This is a genomic window from Companilactobacillus farciminis KCTC 3681 = DSM 20184 (genome assembly GCF_002706745.1).
GTDB lineage: Bacteria > Bacillota > Bacilli > Lactobacillales > Lactobacillaceae > Companilactobacillus > Companilactobacillus farciminis.
This window is the reverse complement of the sequence record NZ_CP017702.1, coordinates 1017300-1036435: the sequence shown is the minus strand read 5'-3', so window position 1 is coordinate 1036435 and position 19136 is coordinate 1017300. Positions and strand designations below refer to the sequence as shown.

19 protein-coding genes are annotated in these 19136 nt (G+C 35.9%); 6 read left to right on the top strand and 13 right to left on the bottom strand.

Features of this window, described 5'->3' with window-relative positions; genetic code table 11:
- Positions 1-68: 68 nt before the first annotated feature.
- On the bottom strand, positions 69-1469 hold the full coding sequence (locus LF20184_RS05075; RefSeq protein ID WP_029606490.1) for an MFS transporter: 1401 nt from the start codon (positions 1467-1469) through the stop codon (positions 69-71).
- Positions 1470-1595: 126 nt separating this feature from the next.
- Positions 1596-2795 carry a metal-dependent hydrolase family protein gene (locus LF20184_RS05070; RefSeq protein ID WP_010019341.1) on the bottom strand — a complete coding sequence of 400 codons (1200 nt, stop codon included), beginning with the start codon at positions 2793-2795 and terminating at the stop codon, positions 1596-1598.
- Between the two features lie 190 nt (positions 2796-2985).
- Between LF20184_RS05070 and LF20184_RS05065 the strand changes: the two genes are divergently transcribed.
- Positions 2986-4176, top strand: coding sequence for a hypothetical protein (locus LF20184_RS05065; protein ID WP_010019340.1), 1191 nt, complete (start codon positions 2986-2988; stop codon positions 4174-4176).
- A gap of 42 nt (positions 4177-4218) precedes the next feature.
- Here the strand turns inward: LF20184_RS05065 and murC are convergent, their stop codons facing one another.
- Genes murC through LF20184_RS05050 form a run of 3 tightly spaced genes read right to left on the bottom strand, consistent with a single transcriptional unit; the run spans position 4219 to position 6545 of the window.
- Entirely contained in the window at positions 4219-5550 is a 1332-nt protein-coding gene (murC, locus tag LF20184_RS05060) for a UDP-N-acetylmuramate--L-alanine ligase (RefSeq protein WP_010019338.1), read from the bottom strand.
- A 13-nt stretch (positions 5551-5563) separates the two neighbouring features.
- A complete protein-coding gene (gene ytpR / locus LF20184_RS05055) occupies positions 5564-6196 on the bottom strand; it encodes a YtpR family tRNA-binding protein (RefSeq protein WP_010019337.1) in 633 nt (210 codons plus the stop codon).
- Positions 6197-6218: 22 nt separating this feature from the next.
- Positions 6219-6545 (bottom strand): thioredoxin family protein, encoded by a 327-nt coding sequence (locus LF20184_RS05050; RefSeq protein WP_010019336.1) that lies wholly within the window; start codon positions 6543-6545, stop codon positions 6219-6221.
- A gap of 123 nt (positions 6546-6668) precedes the next feature.
- Between LF20184_RS05050 and LF20184_RS05045 the strand changes: the two genes are divergently transcribed.
- Complete coding sequence (locus LF20184_RS05045) at positions 6669-6983, top strand: hypothetical protein (protein WP_010019335.1); 315 nt, start codon at positions 6669-6671, stop codon at positions 6981-6983.
- Positions 6984-7007: 24 nt separating this feature from the next.
- Here the strand turns inward: LF20184_RS05045 and trmB are convergent, their stop codons facing one another.
- From trmB to LF20184_RS05030, 3 genes are read right to left on the bottom strand one after another with little or no spacing between them, the layout of a single operon-like run.
- Positions 7008-7649 (bottom strand): tRNA (guanosine(46)-N7)-methyltransferase TrmB, encoded by a 642-nt coding sequence (gene trmB / locus LF20184_RS05040; RefSeq protein ID WP_010019334.1) that lies wholly within the window; start codon positions 7647-7649, stop codon positions 7008-7010.
- 14 nt (positions 7650-7663) lie between these two features.
- Positions 7664-8881 (bottom strand): ABC transporter permease, encoded by a 1218-nt coding sequence (locus tag LF20184_RS05035; protein ID WP_010019333.1) that lies wholly within the window; start codon positions 8879-8881, stop codon positions 7664-7666.
- Complete coding sequence (locus LF20184_RS05030) at positions 8881-9615, bottom strand: ABC transporter ATP-binding protein (protein ID WP_010019332.1); 735 nt, start codon at positions 9613-9615, stop codon at positions 8881-8883. Before LF20184_RS05030 ends, LF20184_RS05035 begins: the two co-directional genes overlap by 1 nt.
- A 90-nt stretch (positions 9616-9705) precedes the next feature.
- Between LF20184_RS05030 and LF20184_RS05025 the strand changes: the two genes are divergently transcribed.
- From LF20184_RS05025 to LF20184_RS05010, 4 genes are all read left to right on the top strand, one after another.
- Positions 9706-10134: an HIT family protein gene (locus tag LF20184_RS05025; RefSeq protein ID WP_010019331.1), complete on the top strand. Its 429-nt coding sequence runs from the start codon at positions 9706-9708 to the stop codon at positions 10132-10134.
- Between the two features lie 2 nt (positions 10135-10136).
- Positions 10137-10430: a hypothetical protein gene (locus LF20184_RS05020; protein WP_010019330.1), complete on the top strand. Its 294-nt coding sequence runs from the start codon at positions 10137-10139 to the stop codon at positions 10428-10430.
- A gap of 106 nt (positions 10431-10536) precedes the next feature.
- A complete protein-coding gene (locus tag LF20184_RS05015) occupies positions 10537-11439 on the top strand; it encodes a peptidylprolyl isomerase PrsA (protein ID WP_010019328.1) in 903 nt (300 codons plus the stop codon).
- Positions 11440-11547: 108 nt separating this feature from the next.
- On the top strand, positions 11548-12009 hold the full coding sequence (locus LF20184_RS05010; RefSeq protein ID WP_010019326.1) for a universal stress protein: 462 nt from the start codon (positions 11548-11550) through the stop codon (positions 12007-12009).
- Positions 12010-12059: 50 nt separating this feature from the next.
- Here LF20184_RS05010 and LF20184_RS05005 read toward each other — a convergent pair whose 3' ends face one another.
- Genes LF20184_RS05005 through LF20184_RS04985 form a run of 5 tightly spaced genes read right to left on the bottom strand, consistent with a single transcriptional unit; the run spans position 12060 to position 19066 of the window.
- Entirely contained in the window at positions 12060-12998 is a 939-nt protein-coding gene (locus tag LF20184_RS05005; protein WP_010019325.1) for a 3'-5' exoribonuclease YhaM family protein, read from the bottom strand.
- On the bottom strand, positions 12991-15420 hold the full coding sequence (locus tag LF20184_RS05000; RefSeq protein WP_010019324.1) for an AAA family ATPase: 2430 nt from the start codon (positions 15418-15420) through the stop codon (positions 12991-12993). The genes LF20184_RS05005 and LF20184_RS05000 overlap by 8 nt, the downstream gene beginning before the upstream one ends.
- A 2-nt stretch (positions 15421-15422) precedes the next feature.
- On the bottom strand, positions 15423-16583 hold the full coding sequence (locus tag LF20184_RS04995; protein ID WP_010019323.1) for a metallophosphoesterase family protein: 1161 nt from the start codon (positions 16581-16583) through the stop codon (positions 15423-15425).
- A gap of 59 nt (positions 16584-16642) precedes the next feature.
- Positions 16643-16984, bottom strand: a complete 342-nt coding sequence (locus LF20184_RS04990) for a YlbF family regulator (protein WP_010019322.1) — start codon at positions 16982-16984, stop codon at positions 16643-16645.
- Positions 16985-16993: 9 nt separating this feature from the next.
- Positions 16994-19066 carry a PBP1A family penicillin-binding protein gene (locus LF20184_RS04985; protein ID WP_010019321.1) on the bottom strand — a complete coding sequence of 691 codons (2073 nt, stop codon included), beginning with the start codon at positions 19064-19066 and terminating at the stop codon, positions 16994-16996.
- Positions 19067-19136: the final 70 nt, after the last annotated feature.

Here is a 19136-nt window from a genome sequence, read left to right as displayed (position 1 = left end):
ATCACGAGTTGTTGTAACAGTTTACTCAAGACTTAAAAAGCCCCGATTATACATCAAGGCCTGTTAAATCAATTATTCTTCTTTTCATATTTAAAGTAAACATAAATGATTGTTAATAAAATCGACAATGATAAAGCCGTCAACACAGCAAAATCAATCTTAGTACCGATAACTGTACTCAAAACTTCTCCCTTAGTATTCAAAGCTACCGCTGAAATAACGACCGACAAAACATTAGTCCCCAGCGATCCTGCATACTGTTGCATCATACTAAACAGCGAATTTTGATCAGATTTCTTTGGTCCAGACACTTGCATACTACCGTCAGATAACGAAGTCCCAAAACCAAAGTTAAAGCCAATTCGGATAATTAAATAAATCCAAGTGATGCTCAACAAAGTTAAATCTGAACCTTTGACTAAGAACAATGTTGTTCCTAAAGTAATCAAAATCCCACTCAATATCAATGGCAAAGTAGCACCCTTTTTATCATAAAGATGTCCTGCAATTGGTCCCACTACTGCACCTAATAAAGACCCCGGCAACAGCATCAAACCGGCTTGAGCTGAGTCAGCTTTCAAAACCGTTTGTGCAAAGATTGGTAGCAAAAACGATAAACCAATATTCAAAAACTGCAAACCAAAATAGCCATATAATCTTAGACGTAATACAGGAATCTTTAAAATGGAAAAATCAATCAACTGACGCTGACTCTTGTTGTTATACCAAACAAAAACACCAAAAATTATTAAGGAGGTTAGTACTCCCATTAAAAATTGGCTAGAACTCCATCCGTGAGCACCTGCTTGATCGAAGGTAAACAAAATAGCCGAAAAAATAATTGCTAAACCAGCAACGCTCAAATAATCAAAGGAAATTCCTTTTGTTCCAATTGCTTTGCCACGAATGGTGAACCAACCCAGAACAAACAATAGAATTATTAATGGTAAAATCCCCACAAAAATTTCTCGCCATGTCCAAATCCGGTTAATAATTCCGCCATAAGTTGGACCCAAGGCAGGTGCTAGCGAAATAACTACCCCCGCTAAGCCCGTGTATAAGCCTAATTGTGAAGAAGGAATCTCCATAAAAATCAAGTTAAACATTAATGGTGTCGATAATCCGGTTGCGATTGCTTGTAATAATCTTCCACCCATTAAGACAGGAAAATTAGGCGCCATAAAACAGATAATTGAGCCTATTAGACACAATGAGGCCGCAAAGATAAAAATTTTCAAAGGATTGAATTTTTTCAAAACATAAGCGGTCGTACTCATTACTATTGTTGTTAACAGCAAATATCCAGTTGTTAACCACTGAACCGTACTTAATGAAACGTTTAAATCTTTAGTTAATGTGGGAAAAGTAACATTCATCGATGTTTCGATTAAGATTCCTGTGAATGTCAATAAACCGACTGCAAGAATGGATAGTTTTACCCGTGTAGATACAGAATCTTTCACATTAATACCCCTCAACTGTAAAAAAAGCCATGACAATATGCTCTGTCATAGCTTTTTTGCTTTTATTTTCTTATTTATTATAAACAAGAAATTAGATTTTTTCTAGTAATGAAAAATACTATCTTTTAAAAATCAATAAACCTTAACGCCCTTTTTATAAACACCTTTATCAACTTGTTGGACTGCTTTAACATCAGCTAGTGGATCGTGATCAAGTACTAGAAAGTCAGCAATCTTGCCTTCTTGAATGGAACCATACTTGTCATCGATTCTCAACAAATGAGCACTATTTTTAGTAGCGGCTAATAAGACTTCAACGTTGCTGGCTCCGACTTTAGTCAACAATTCCAATTCCTTTGGTGTATCGGCAAAACGATTAAATGGAGTCCCCGCATCGGTACCAAAAGCCAATTTGACGCCAGCCTTATTGACGACTTTCATGCGAGCATAAAATTTATCCAAAAATCCTCTGGCTTTATCAACCATGTATGATGGCAACTTGCCTTCACCATAAGTTGGGATAGTGTAACTAGCTATGACGGTTGGAGTTAGATAAATGCCTTTTTCTTTGATCAAGTCAATATCATCGTCTGAAATCAAACAACCGTGTTCTACTGAATCGACACCAGCGATAATGGCATTGTGAATCCCTTGAGTGCCTTCAGCGTGTGCAGCAACGGTCATATGCTTTGTATGAGCTTCAGCGACGGCGGTCTTTAATTCATCGACTGAAAATTCAGTGTCATCGATTTGATCAGTTGCGGACATGACACCACCAGTTGCCATAACTTTAATATTTTTGGCGCCTAATTTAAATTGACGACGAACCGCATGACGCATCTCATCTGATGAATCGACTAAATGACCCCAAGTAGTTTCTCCGTCAATGCCTTCGGTAAAGTCAGCGTGTCCACCAGTGATACACATTGGACGTCCTGAAGGAACGATCTCGGTGCCACCAAGTTGCCCTTCTTCTTGCAAACGACGCAATTTAATATCCACATCAAAAGCACAGCCACAGTCTCTAACGTAAGTTACGCCAGCTTTTAAGGCTTCTTTTAAATTATTCAAAGCAGTAAAGGTAACTTCAGCTTCGGACAAGTATTCCAATTTATTAGTAATTGGATTCATCATCAAATGAACGTGAGAATTGATCAACCCTGGCATGACGTACTTACCTTTTAAATCAACAACTTTTTCACAGTCTGGCGCATCTTTGAAACCTAATTTAACAATTTCTCCAGATTCGCTATCAACAATAAACCAAGCATCCTTTTGGATTTCTGGTTTCAAACCATCAAATAAATCAAAATTTTTATATAAAGTTTGCATAATCATATGCCTCCTGAACTTTATTGCCTTGAGTTTATGTTCTATGATTTTAATTGTCAAAATAATCAAATTATTTTATTCATAATTGTACTTTTTGTAACATGAGTAGTTTTTTAATTGATTTATTACTCAAATGAACATAAATTTTGCAGTAAGAATTTAAATAAAAATTCTTGCAGGAGGAAATAATATGACCTATTTACTTTCATTTACCATAATTATGGTTTTCTTGTTGATTGGTGAATGGGTATCAGCTGCCACAAAAGCTTTTGTTCCTTCGATTTTTATTACAGCCGTACTCTTTACCATCGGCTACTGGACGATTCTTCCTAAGAACGTCGTTCCACAAGCCTCGTATACCACCCAATTTGTCGGCGTCGCCATGTCATTGTTGCTAGTCCAAATGGGAACACTGATGAATTTAAAAGAATTATTCAAACAATGGAAAGCTGTCTGCATCGCTTTACTTGGTGTCGTTGGAACTTTGGCTTTGACCTTATCCATCGGCTCATTGTTTTTCAATTGGAAAACAGTTGTAGCTGCCGTCCCCCCATTGACAGGTGGTATCGTTGCCGCCTTATTGCTGACTAATGGTTTAAAAGCTGCTGGAATCACTACTTTAGTAGCTTTGCCAGTTTCAATGTTCATCATGCATTCAATGATTGGTTATCCATTGACTTCAGTCCTTTTACGAAAAGAAGGTCTTCGCTTAACCAAAATCTATCGAAAACAAAAGGATGATCCAAACTCTGAAGCTGTCAAAATTGTTCAGCAACACCAATCTTCAGAAAAGCAACAAAAATTATTGATCAATTTACCTACTAGATACCAAAGTCCAATTTTTATTATTGCTAGAGTCGCATTAATAGCACTTTTGGCAAATTGGGTTGGAATTTTAACTCACAATGTCATTAATGCCAACGTAATTTGTCTAGTCTTTGGTGTCATCGCCCATCAAGTAGGATTCTTGGAAACTGATGCCTTAAATAAAGCTAAAGTCTTCAACTGGTTGATGTATGGCTTACTAGCTTACATCTTCTCGCAACTAAGCCTAACTACTCCACAAATTATCGGAAAAATCATTTTACAAATTGTTGTTTTGATTCTATTAGGGATTTTGGGAATGTTCATTGCCTCATTTATTCTAGCTAAACCTTTTGGAATGAGTCGTGAAATGGCCTTTGCTTGTTCATTAACCGCACTCTTTGGCTTCCCAGCCGATTTTATTTTGACTACAGAAGTTTGCCACACGATTGCAAAAGATCCCGATGAAGAAGCATATTTAACTGAAAAGATTCTACCTAAAATGTTAGTTGGTGGCTTTGCGACCGTATCCGTTGCTTCAGTCATCATCGCCTCGGTCTTCTTAAAATTACTCTAAAAAAAATCCTCCAATTCGATTTTGAATTGAAGGATTTTTTTATTATTGTTGATTAGGATTTAAAGTACTTAGCAATTGTTCATAAGCTGTTTCATACTTTTGAACATCGCCGGCACCCATGAATATCATTACTGTATTGTGATATTCCAATAATGGTGACATGTCATCAAGTGTTAGAACATTACCACCCTTATGAATCTTGTTACCGAGATCTTTACTTGTAATATCACCGTGTGCTTCACGAATTGAACCGAAGATATTAGTCAAGTAAACTTCATCTGCCAAATCTAGTGACTTAGCAAAATCATCCATCAAGGCCAAAGTTCTTGTATAAGTATGTGGTTGGAAGACCGCAATGATCTTCTTATCTGGATATTTTTGTCTAGCAGCATCAATAGTTGCTTTGATTTCTTGTGGGTGGTGAGCATAGTCATCAATGATAACTTGATCAGCAACTTTCTTTTCGCTGAAACGTCTCTTAACTCCACTGAAAGTTTGTAGTTCACGGTTGATCAAAGCATGGTCAAGTTTTTCCATATGACCAACACCAATAACAGCCAATGAATTCAAGACATTGTGTTCACCGAATAGTGGAACTTGGAAGTTACCAATGTTTTCACCATCGATAGAAACATCAAATGATGAACCTTTAACGGTACGTTTGATGTTTGTGGCACGAATGTAATCTGATTCATCCAAACCGTAAGTATAAATTGGTGTATCGGCTTTGATTGATTTGGCATGCTTGTCTTCACCCCAAATGAAAATACCTTTCTTAGTCTTTCTAGCTTCAGACTCAAAAGCATCAACAACATCATTGATACCACCGAAGAAGTAATCTGGGTGGTCAAAGTCGATGTTAGTGATAATTAAGTAATCTGGTGAGTAAGCTAAGAAATGACGACGATATTCATCAGCTTCGAAAACAAAGAACTTAGCATCTTTGATTCCTTTACCAGTACCGTCACCGATTAAGTAAGAAGTTTTAGCAATACCACTCAAAGTATGTGCTAATAAACCAGTAGTACTTGTCTTACCGTGAGAACCGGCAATACCGATGGAAGTATATTCTGAAACTAATTTACCAACTAATTCTGGATATGTAATTACTGGTAAATGCATATCATTAGCTTTTTTAATTTCTACTTGATCATCGTTAAAAGCGTTTCCTTTAACTATTGTCAAACCTTCATGAATGTTTTCTTCATCAAAAGGCAAAATCTTGATTCCAGCTTGTTCAAGTCCACGTTGTGTGAATGTATATTTATCAATATCTGATCCTTGAACTTCATATCCGAGGTCTTTGAGAATAAGTGCTAGAGCACTCATCCCTGTTCCTTTAATTCCAACAAAATGATAGACTGTATTTTCCATAATAGCTCCTAATCTAATCGAACAAATTCTTTGCTGCTTCAAAATCAAATGCTTGTCCGGCTTTACCGTCATCAAGCACTAAAATTCCACGTTTTTGTGGTGCATTAGGAATGCCCAATTCTCGAGCAGAACAAATCATTCCAAAACTATCTACGCCACGTAATTCACCAGGCCAAATTTCGGCACCAGTAGGCATTACAGCACCAGGCAAAGCAACAACGACTAATTGTCCTTGATCGATGTTTGGTGCACCACAAACGATTTGAACTGGCTTATCGAAGCCAACATCAGTTTGAGTAATGTGTAAATGGTCTGAATCAGGATGTTCTTTGATTGCATCGACATGTCCGATCACAAATTTTGGACTATTGTCAGCTTCCAACTTATCAGAAAAACCTGCTTGTTCAAGGGCATCGTTTAAGACTGCCACTTGTTTTTCATCGAGAAAGACTTGACCGGATTCGTTTTGAATTCCGAGTTTTTCTCCAAGACCAAAGAAATTAAAACCAATTGCTTGGTCATTTTCTTCGTTAAAAATTCGTACTACGTTATCTTTTTGAGTAGTGTTTTGAGTTGCAACATCTTCTTGTGTTTCAACAATCAAAACATCCCCTAAAACATCTGGATTATAAAAGCTTAATAGCAAGTTTTTTCCCTCACTTGATTAATTATTTGTTAACTACACTGTTAATAAAGGTCTCAACTTCTTCTTTAGTTTTTCGATCTTTATTTACTAGTCTACCAATTTCTTTGCTATTTTCAATAATAACAAAGCTAGGAATGCCCATAATTCCTAATTCTTGAGCAATTTCCATGTTATTATCACGGTTGAAACTGATCCAATTAAAATCTGAGTATTCTTTTTCTAGTTCTGGAAGCTTTGGTTCGATAAATTTGCAATCTGGGCACCAGTCAGCGTGGAAAAATAAGATATGCTTACCTTCCTTAGTTACTTCGTGCCAATCTTTTACGCCATAGTCTTCAAATGTTTTCATATTATTCACCTCATAAATAAGATACTTTTTATTTGTTAAACGGTCAATTAAGTGCTCTTGAGTCCAAGAATGATATATAATAGTGGTAATATATCAGTAAATCGAAATCAAGGAGTGATTTTTATGAGTAAAAAAGGTATCGGTTCATTAATCGTTGCTGGTACTGTATTGGCCGCCGGAGCAGCTGCAACAGTCTTAGTAAAACACCATCTAGATAGCGAAAAAATTATTGACAAAGTTAAGTCCGTTTTGGGCGAAGATAGCAAAGTCATCGGTTCATGGGTCGAACCATTCTACCAAAGAGTAGATGTTAACGGTCGTGCCACTTGGGGGATCGTTGGTGGCGTAACAACAATGGATGACTTCGACGTCGCCCAATATCACTTCATCGCTGATGCTTTGACCGGCGAATTGCTTAACATCAAAAAGGTTCAATAAACAAAAAGTATAATAAATTAAATTTTAGAAATGGGCTTTCAGGTAATTGATCCTGAAGCCTTTTTTTGAGAACTTTTCTTCATATTCAGTTTCGATATTGTTTTGATTGAGTGCTTCATCGTTATGCAAGTCCAATGATATTTCATCAAACTTCATGCCATAATTATTCATACTGATCAAAGAATATTCGAACAAACCTTGATTATCAGTCTTGAAGCGCAAATTGCCATCATCTTTTAAAATGTATTGGTATTGCTTTAAAAACGACTTATAAGTTAAACGACGCTTTTCGTGACGAGTCTTTGGCCATGGATCAGAGAAATTCAAGTAAACTCCAGATACTTCATTTTCAGTAAAGTATTCTGATAAATCAGCACCATTAGCTAATAATAATTGCAAGTTGGGTAACTTTAACTCAACTTGCTTTTTTAGTAGCAAGGCAATGGCGCCTTCTTGAACTTCCATTCCAATATAGTTGTTTTGAGGATTTTGTTTGGCTAATTCGGTAATGAATCTGCCTTTACCAGAACCTACTTCGATAAACAAAGGCTGTTCTTTTTCAAAACGAGTTTGCCATTTACCAGGCATGTTTTCTGGTTGAATGGAAATTAGGTCTAAGTTGTCATTGATCATATCCTTAGCCCAAGGTTTGTTTCTTAAACGCATAAATAATTACTCCATTAATCTAAATATTTTTTTAATTGTCTTGGCATGTAGAAATAGTTGACGAAGAACAAGACCGCTAAACCAGCCACGATAATAATCAAACTATTGATACTGAACCCAAACTTATATAATACTGCTAATGCACTGATAATCCACTGAATCAATAAAATAAAGGTACTTAATTTAGTAAAATCATTGATTTTAGTCTTACCGTCAATAGGATAAAGTCGTTGCATTAAGTTTTGCATAACTTCTTTAAAGTAAGGTTTCAATTGGAACCCAACTAGATAAATAAATAACATCTCTACTACTAATGAGATATAGAAGCTATCGATCAAAGCCAACATGATAGCTTGAATGATCGTCAAACGCAAGAACAATCCGATATACTCATTATTTCTGACAAAACCTCTAGCAAACAAATACAAATAAGTATTGCCACTAACTGGTTTAATGGGTTTATATAAGCCATCTAACCACTTACGACGTTTGATTTTACTATTAACGCCAGGTACATCAGTAAACAAGTTATAGAAACGTTTGATACGAAACATTCTTTGATTCTCAGTTTCAATCGCATACTTCCATTGCAATTGTCCACTAGTTTCAAGCGTTTTTGTGCGAGCATTTAGATAGAAATAATAAACGACTCCCACAATTATCATCAACCAGCTGAAGAAATAAGTTGATACGATCAATGAGACTAATAACAACAAATTTGAAACTAAGCGCATACTAGTACTGCCGAATTTAGCTTGACCGTACAATTCCATCAAGTTGACATTTAAAAAGCCTAATTTATAAATTATTAAGCCAATTGCCACAACGACAATATCTAAAATCTTCATCCCACCTGCTCGAGAAGCAAAGGCCGACAATAAGAAATTGACTAATATTAAAGTCACAATTGGTACGAAGACACTGTAATTCTTCGCTGCTTTAAAATACTTATAAAATTCTTTTTCTTTAACTAACAAAAAAGTACTATCTGGATCTTCCAATAAAGTTGCGATTCCACCTACTTGAACTGCCAAAAATAATAATAAAATCACGATTGGCTTTCCCAAGATGATTGGTCCACTGATAGTTCCTAATAAATTAGAATACCAAAAACCTAAAGCTCCAATCAAAACGATGAACGCTAACACAAAATTATCGTTAAAAATCAATCTGAGATATTTGAATTGATTAAGTTGATGTCTTCTTAATCGTTCATTCCAAAGCTTTAACATTAGAGATCCTCGTTTGACATCTTGAGATAAATATCATCAAGGTTAGAATCTTTTTGCATGTTAAATTTAGCCTTCAATTGATCCAAAGTACCATCAGCACGTACTTGTCCGTGATTGATCAAAACGAATTTGTCCGCATAATTTTGCACAGTAGCTAATACGTGAGTTGACATCAAAACTGAGCACCCTGCTTTTTTCTTGGCTTCAACAATATTCAATAAGTCATTAACCGCCAATGGATCAAGTCCGGTAAATGGTTCGTCAATGATAAATAAACTAGCATCGGTCATAAAGGCACAGACGATCATAACCTTTTGTTTCATACCCTTAGAGAAATTCTGTGGGAACCAATCTAATTTGTTATCCAAACGAAAAGTCTTCAACAATTTATTCGCATTTTCCCAAGTTTTATCTCGATCAAGGTCATAGGCCATAATCGTCAAATCGATATGCTCTCTTAAAGTCAATTCAGGATAAAGAATTGGCATTTCTGGCACATAAGCAATTTTTTTACGATACTTTTCGACATCGTCATGCAAACTAATACCATCGATCAAAATTTGTCCACCACGTGGATTCAACAAGCCGATGATATGTTTGATAGTTGTTGATTTACCAGCACCATTCAAACCAATCAAGCCAACGACTTGCCCACTTTCAACGGTGAAAGTTTCTTTTTTCAATACTGATACTTGACCGTACCCTCCGGTCAGTTCTTTTACTTCTAAAGTCATGGATTAAACCACCTGTTATCTGTTTTTAGTAACGTTAATATGATAGCATTATAGTAAATCTAATGCTGTTTTTTGAAAGGAGATTTTTACATGGATGATTGCGTCTTTTGCAAAATAATTAACGGAGATATTCCCAGTACAACAATCTATGAGGATGATGATATCAAGGCTTTCTTTGATATTTCTCAAGTTACGCCTGGTCACACACTCGTAGTTCCTAAAAAACATGTCAAAGACATTTTTGCCTATGACGAAGATTTGGCAGAACGTGTTTTCAAGAAGATTCCTATGATTGCCCGTGCTATCAAAGCTTCTAATCCTAAGATCATTGGGATGAACATTTGCCAAAATAATGGTGAGATTGCTTACCAAAGCGTTATGCACTCACACATCCATTTGGTACCTCGTTACTCTAAAGACGATGACTTCTCAATGCATTGGGGAGACAACACTGGTCTAGCAAGCAACGAAGAACTCCAAAAACGTGCTGATAATATCAAACAACACTTGGAGGCTTAACAATGAAATTCTTTACTGGATTTATGATTGGAACTGTTTCAGGAATTGCCGTGGGACTATTTCAATCAAAAGATGCCACACCTAGTGTTAATGATACCAAGATATTTAAGAATATAAAAGATTTTAAAGATATATTAGCTGATTTACAGAAAAACGCTGCTGTGGTACCAGAAGTAATGTCTGGAATTCAAAAAGATATCACCGATTACTCAACTAGCATCAAGCCTGATGTAGACGAATTGCAAAGTTCAATCGCTGAAATGAAAGCAAACCTCGCTAACTTCAAGCAAAATTAGTTCAAATTATGAATTTTTTGTGATTTTTTCAATAAATGGCAAACTATTCTCGAAGTTTTATGGTAGTCTTTTCAATTGTAGACATATTAATTAAGGATGTGTAAAGATGAATAAACGTTTAACTAAATGGATCTTAGCTATTGCTGGTCTATTTATGATAACAGTTGTTGCTGGATGTTCTGGTAACAAGACTGTTGCTACTCTTAAGGGTGGAAGAATTACCCAAGAAGAATACTACAAGGAAATGAAGAGTTCTTCATCAGGTAAACAAACTCTCCAAACTATGATCATCACTAAAGCTCTTGAAGATCAATATGGTAAGGATGTTTCCACAAAACAAGTTAACAAAGAATACAACAAGTACAAGAGTCAATATGGTTCATCATTCAGCTCAATTCTTCAACAAAACGGTATGACAACTGCCCAATTCAAGAAGAATATCCGTACTAACCTTCTTACAAAAGTTGCTTTGAAGAAGAACAAGACTGTTACAAACAAAGATCTTAAGAAAGAATGGAAGAGCTACCAACCTAAGATTCAAGTTGCTCAAATCCTAGTAAGTAAAGAAGACACTGCTAAAGAAGTTATTACAAAACTTCAAAATGGCGAAGACTTCTCAAAACTTGCTAAAGAATACTCAACAGACTCAGCTACAAAGAACAAGGGTGGTAAGTTAGCTGCCTTCGATAATGATAGTACAAGTGTTGATACTGACTTTAAGACAGCTGCATACAAGCTAGACAAAGTTGGCGATTACACAGATACACCAGTTAAGACAAGTTACGGCTACAGTGTCATCAAGCTTCTTAAGAAACCTGCTAAGGGTAAGATGAGCGATCACACTGCTGAACTTAAATCTAAGCTATATGCTTCATGGCTACAAGATTCAACTGTTATGCAAAAGGTTGTTTCAAAGGTCTTGAAGAAGGCTGATGTTTCTATTAAAGATAGTGACTTGAAGGATGTTCTTTCAGGATATGTTTCATCATCATCTTCATCAAAGAAATAATTTAAAAAAATAAAAATAACGTTGGATGATTTCCGACGTTATTTTTTTATTTTCCAAACAAATTGGTTATTATTAAAAATGAAAGCAACCAATAAGGGAGGAGTTCATATGGACTATCAATCAATTAATGATCCTTTAGTATATCGACGAATTCTTTTGACGATTGACGAGGATGACAATGAATCGACTATTAAAGCTTTTAGATTTGCCGTTACCCTAGCACACGACTATGGTGCTTACTTAGGTATCGTTTCCGTGCTGGAAAATGAAGATATCAATATCTTTGATTCTTTAACACCAGCAAAATTAAAAGAAAAACGTGAAGAATTAGAAGCAGCCGTTAATCACTATGTGAAATTAGCAGAAAAAATTGGTCTCAAAAAAGTTGAGCCCTTAGTTTATGAAGACGGTGATATCGATGACGTTATTATTGACCGTGTTATCCCCGACTTCAATCCTGACTTAATCGTAACCGGTGCTGACATGATCGATCCTCGTTCTAAAATTACTGCCAGTGTTGGTTCTCGCCTCGCTAAAAAAGCTCCTGTATCCGTAATTGTTGTCCGCTAAAAAAATGCCCGCTTAGATATCAAATATCTAAACGAGCATTTTTTATTTAACTAACTATGTTTATAAAATGAACGATTATCGAGTCCAAAGACACGTTCAGAGAATTTACCATTCTCAGTCTTGTCCAAGGCTTTCGTGATCATATTGATTGAAGCATCCATCATATCAATATTGTGCAATACTTCAGCTTCCAACAATTTAGGACGTTCTGGCGAACCATATTCTAATAAGCCATGGTGTGACAGAATCATGTGTCTCAATAAAATCATGTCTTCACTATCTAGACTAATATCCAAATCGGTCGCCGCTTTAACGATTTCTTCGTCTACGATCGTGATATGTCCTAGCATGTTACCTTCAAAAGTATATTCAATATCTAAACTACCGGACAATTCGATGATCTTACCGAAATCATGGAGGCATGCTCCGGCAAGTAAAAGTGCTCGATTGATCTGTGGATATTGATCAGAGATACTCTCTGCCATTCTCACCATACTCAAAGTGTGATATGCCAACCCTCCTTGAAAATCATGGTGATTGCTCTTGGCAGCAGCACTAGTGAAGAATCGATCATGATATTTCTTGAATAAATATCTAACGATTCGATTCCAAGCTCCATTAGTAATTTGCAAAAAGACGTCGTCGAATTCATTTTCCATATCGCTTTGTTTCATAGGTGCTGTTTGAACGAATTGCGACATATCAACAGTATTTGGGTCCAATAACCCCAGACGTGTGATATTTACTTGTGGCTTGCCTTGATAGACATCACGACGGCCTTCTAGTTGTACAACTGCTCCAACGTGAAACCTCTTTGCATCTTCTTCACTAGCATCCCAATATTTACCAGGAATTTGTCCTGACTTATCTTCGAATACTAACGATAAAAAGTTCTTGCCATTCTTTGCTAAACGAAAATCCGAACGCTTGATAATTACCTCCAAGCTCATATTCTCGCCTTTATTAAAATCTATAATATGCTTAGGCACTAATATTCCCCCCCAAAGTCAAAATGTGTTCTTGTGGAATTGCTGTTGGTTCATTGGCAGTAACGTAAATTACTTGGTTGCTCTTGGAAATTTCTTGAATCAACTTAAAAACATTTTCTTTTCTAGAAACGTCAAAATCGACAAACGCGTCATCGATCAAAATCGGTAATTTGATCAAGTCTGAAATTTCAGTCACAAATGCCAATCTCAAAGCCAAATACAGCTGAATTGTTGTAGCTTTTGACAACTCGCGAACGTCAAAACTAATTTTATTCTTACTCAAAACTGTTAAATTCTTTTGATCAAAGTTGATTTTTGAATAATTGTCATTAGTCAACAAAGCAAAATATTCAGCTGCCCTTTCGAGCATTTTTGGATATCGATTTTCTGTCGCAACATTTAACATGTTTCTGATCCAATCGCTAGCAAGTTTCTTTGATAGCCATTCATCGTAATTTTCCAAAATATCCTGTTTATTTTGAGCCAACGCTAAGACGACTCGTTGATAATGACTGTTGTCGTAAATTTGTTGCATTTGTTCTTTTAAGGAACCAATTTGACGATTCAAATCATTGTTTTTGTCAGTCAAAGCAGCCGTTTCTTTGGTAACAGTAGCTAATTTCTCAATCAAGGACTGATGCGTTGGATAAGCTTGCAAGGCTTCTAAGTCTCGGCCCAAGAAGTCTTTGTCTTGTTTGATCTGATTAGTTATCTTTTGGTTTTGCACTTGTTGCGTATGCATTCTCATAAATTCATCCATGTTGACTGCTTGATACTTTTGCAAGACTGCAAAGATTTCATTATTCAATTCACGCAAGCGTTGATCTCTTTGTTCATCCATTTGCTTAGTTGCAGCTTGGCTCTTCTGTTCCAAATCAGCCTTAGCCTTGATGGCATCCAAATGTGCAAAATATTTTTCTATTTGTTCATTATAATTATCATCTTTATAAGAATTATCCAAAACGTCTAGTTCAATCAGAATCTTACGCCATTTATTTAAATCGATCTCAATACCTTTGATTCCATCGATCAAACCTTTTTGAGTACCGTGGAAATTATCCAAAGCAATTACTGTACCTTGTAAACCAATAATATTCTCACGTGATACATTAACGTAGCCCTTTTGCTTAATAAAAGGTAAATTGTTCAAATCTGGTTGGCTACTAGCTTGATTTTGATACCAGTACCAGACGCCACTAGCAATTGCCGCAATAATCAAAATTATCTTGAGCGGATTGCCGACTACCAAAGCCAAAATAACTGCAACGATACAGATCAATAAAAATATATTGTTGTTATTGTTTTCTGTTGGTGTCATCTGGTCAATCTCTTCACCTGTCAAAGGCAACATGTCCTCTGAAAGTTCAGGATGATTTTTGAATAATTGGTCCACTTGCGTATCCACACGCAACAATTTGGTATTCATATCATCCCTATGAAATTGTAGGTTTTGCAATTCAAATTTCTGATTACGAATATAATCTAAACGAGTTTGATTTTGGTGATAATTTTTTAAAATTTGCTTTTCAACATTGTCTAGATTAGAGACCTTACTCGTTGTGGCGGTATCTTTTAAGGTACTCAATTCCTGATTAGCCTTTAAAACTGTTTCCCAATCAGCATTACTAATGTTTGCTACTTCGTGTTTAGGATCATTTTGTTGCTGCAATTGGTCGAAACGATACCATTTCTTATCTAAATTACGTAAATCATTTTCAGATTCAGTAGCTTTTTTTAAAGAAATCGCATTGTCATCAAAATCTTTTTGCGTTTGTTCTAATTGTTGTTTTACTCGTTGATAAGCTACTTGTTGATTCTCAATCTCTGACTTCTCTTCTAAGAGTTCCTTATGCTTTTTTAAATTCACGACTAAAGGCTGCTTTTGCCCTCTAGGCTTATAAAGATCATCAGCAGCATGCGAAAGCTTATCGGCTACCTTCAACCATTCTTTACTACCAACAGCCCCAATCGACATGACTTCAGTTTCTAATTGCTGTTCATTCAAACTATAAATCGACAAGATATTTTTATCATCGAAGACGTGAGTATTTTCAAAATCCTCTTTAGTAAAATTACCAACGATTTGTTTGAGCGATTCATCAGGAAGTAATTGATCATCATGAAAAACTGTCAGTTCCCCATCACCTTTACCGTCAATTCGGCGAACTGTCCAGTGACTTTGATCTGGTGCTAAAAATAGCAATTCGCCACCATAGCGATTACCGTTCTTAGGCTTGTATTGTAAATATTTATTATCTCCTCGAGCCGTTGCAAATCCAAAGAGGATACTCTGGATAAAGTTCAGGAGAGTGGTTTTCCCGGCTTCGTTGAAACCAAAAATAACTTGATAATCTGAAACAAAGTTAAATTCTTGGTCGATCCACTTACCGAAACCGTATATGCTTGCTTTAACTAATTTCACGATTATTCTCCAGTATATTTTTGATTAATTGTGTTCTTTACTAATTCGGTAATATTTTGTAAAAATTCACGATCATTGATATGGTCTCGAATAATACTTTCAGCATACAGTTTACTATCTAAATCTTTAATTTTATCTAAATCTAACGTTTGATTTTGGGCTTGTTTCCAATATTTTTGATCAATTTGCGACAGTTGGGGATTGTCATTGAACTTCAAAACAATCTTATACAAAATACTTGGCGTCTCGACCTCAGCAAAATGATGTTGCAATTCATTGCGCTTGATAGTTCTAATGACGTCATCAGACAAATTTTGGGCATTATTGATCGTCAAAGTTAATAAGGTATCAGGTTGATTCAAACTGTCAGTAATTTTAGTTATTAAACTATCAACTGAGTCATTTTTAACGTTCAATGTTACTTTATCCCACGTATAAACGCTACTCTTAACGAATTTTAACTTAGTCAAGTGGTCTTCAACCGTTACGATATAAAAGCCCTTAGGAGTAGTCTCATTTTGATTGCGACCTTGAATGTCACCAGGATAGACGATAGCCGGACTATCGCATAAAACTTCTCGTTTATGGATATGACCTAAGGCCCAATAGTCATAGCCCTTTTGAATCAAATCATTGATTTGAAACGGTGCATAATTGTCATCGCCCACGCCAGCATGCAAGATACCAATTTGATAATCGAAATCGCCACGACTAGGGTAACTTTTGACGACCGCTTGGTTGATATGTTGTTGATAATAGCTAAAACCAGTGATGCCGACTTTTACCCCATCACTAGTAGTCAAAGTTTCGGTCGAGACATCTTGTTCAAAAATATGGACATTTTCAGGAAAGTTAACCACAGCAAAATTATTACGATAATAATCATGATTACCGTAAATCAAATAGACCGCGATATCAGCTTGATTCAGCTTTTCAAACTCATCGCGTAAAAACATTTGTGCTTTAAGGGAACTGTCGGTGTCGTCAAAAATATCACCCGCCAAAATCACAAAATCCACTTCTTCTGTCAAAGCTGTGTCAAAGAGATTTCTGGCAGCCTGATAAGTTGAATCTTGCAATTTCTTTTGCAATTCCTTAGAAAAATCGTTGATCCCCACAAATGGCGTATCTAAATGTAAATCTGCCGCATGTAAAAACTTCATTTTAACTCCCTCTGTAAAAGAAAAGGACTTGAGCAAAATACTTAAGCCCTAAGTCCTTGTTATTTATCTTGATAAATTTCTGCGATAGGCTTTGAAATAATCTTATTCAATTCATCCATCATAGAATTCATCTTTTGCTCTTTTTCCATTAAGTTTTGGATTTCACTGTAATTTGAAAGTTGGTCTGTAAGTTCACGCATTGCCTTAATGTCGTCGTCTGTAATTTCTTGACCTTGCATTTGTTTTTGTTGTAATTCAAATTGTTTGTTTTGAACTTTATCAAAAAGTTTGTATGCCAAGTCATTAGCCTTAACAGCTTCAAAAGCAAGCTTTAATTCAGCAACTTCTGTTGTCTTTCTTAAGTCTTGTTCAAGTTGATTGGCGCTATCGTAAATGTTCATATAGTCCTCCTATTGACCAAAAAAGTTCTTAATATCATTGTACCATTCTGTGGCTTTATTTTTAATGTTATTTACTCCATCTTGAATGGATTTTGAAATATCATTGTCATCGTCATCCGTATCAGTTGCATTAGCTAAAGTCGTTGCGTCCTTGACTCCAAAACTAGTTTGCTTAGTCTCTGGCAGGATACTTGACATCTCGTTCTTGAATAAGGTTGACATGCCATTTTCATTAGCTGAAGTTAGGAAATGATTTTGATCAGATTTATCAAATCCCATCCAACTAGCAACTACGACATCTGGTGTATAACCTATCATCCATTGATCCTTAGTCCCAGCATAACCCCAAGATTGTGGTACTTCGGTTGAACCAGTTTTACCAGCAATTTGATAGCCTGAAGGTTTAGCATACTTACCAGTACCCTCGTTATAAACTCCCAACATCATACTAGTCATCTCTTTAGCAGTACTCTTACTAATAATTTGTTTAGTAGAAGAATTACTATTATCGACCACTACAGTACCAGTTGAATCAACGATTTTAGTAATAAAGTGCGTGCTGGCAAGCTTTCCTTCATTGGCAAAAGCTGTATAGGCTCTAGCCATTTGCAATGGAGAAACACCATATTCCAGACCACCTAGTGCCAAAGCCAAGTTTTGATCAGACTTATGTACCTTGATACCAAAGTTTTCGACAGAATCGACACCTTTTTTGACACCAATTTTATCTAGCAACGCTACAGCAGGCACATTTTCACTCTGATAAAGTGCCTTGTACATTGGAATCGTGTCAGAATAAATTCCATCAGCATTAGTTGGAGAATATTTATTCTTACCAAAACTAGTGATTTGGTTAGGTAATTCTGAATCATAGCTATAGCCATTTTCAATTGCCGGTGTATAAACTGCTAATGGCTTAATCGTCGAACCTGGCTGACGTGCCAATTGAGTAGCTCGGTTCCACCCTCTAAAGGTATGTTCACCACGTCCACCAATAACTGCCAAGACGCCACCATTCTTAGGATCAACTGCGACTGAGGCTCCTTGAACCTTTGTCCCGTCAGCTGCATTAGCCGGGAACAAGTAATTATTATCAAACGTCTTTTGCATTGAAGACTGCATTTCTTGATCTAAAGTCGTATAGATTTTGTACCCCTTATTCAAAATATCGTCTTCTTTGAGACCATACTTATTAACCGCTTCAGCGATAACAGCATCAAAGAAGTAAGGATACTTGTAAGAACTGCTGACTTCGTAGTTATCATTCAGATTAATGGAAGTATTCTTATAATAACTAGCCTGTGAAGCAGACAATTTATTATTATCAACCATCAACCCTAAAACTAAATTACGTCGAGCCAGTGAGTTTTTCATACTATCAATTGGGTTATAATAATTAGGTGCTTTCAAAATAGCGGCCAGAACAGCCCCTTCAGCAGGATTTAGCTCTGATGCATTCTTACCGAAATACTTTTCAGAAGCATCTTGAACACCCCAAACACCATTACCAAAATAAGCATTATTCAAATACATCGTTAAAATTTGTTTCTTTGAATACACTCGATTTATTTCAATTGAAAGGAATAATTCCTCACCTTTTCTGGATAAAGTCTGCTTTTGGGTTAACAAAGAATTCTTTGCCAATTGCTGAGTTAAAGTACTACCACCACCAGTGATACCGTGATGAATGACGTAACCTATCGCAGCTCGAATATAACCCTTGATACTGAAACCTGGATTAGTCCAAAAAGTTCGATCCTCTGTCGAAATAACCGCATTTTGAATATTCTTAGAAATTTTATCGTAACTAACGTAAGTCCCTTTGCTAGCGTATAATTGACCCGCATCGTCACCATCTTTATCGATGATAGTTGTTTTTGTCTGCAAAGAAGACTGTAGATCTGATACATTGGAAGTTTTAGCTTTGTAAGTCCAGTATCCACTCAAAACCAAAATCATGATCATAACGACCAAGATTATCCAACGAGTAATTTGGAATCTCTTCCAATATTTCTTTATAAAAGACCACGCAACTAGTAATTTGGGTTTAAACCATTCCCAAAAACCATTGTTTTTATTCATTATCAAATACCTCTATATAAGAACAAATTTTATCACATATTGAGAGTGTTTTTTTAATTTGTCTTAAATC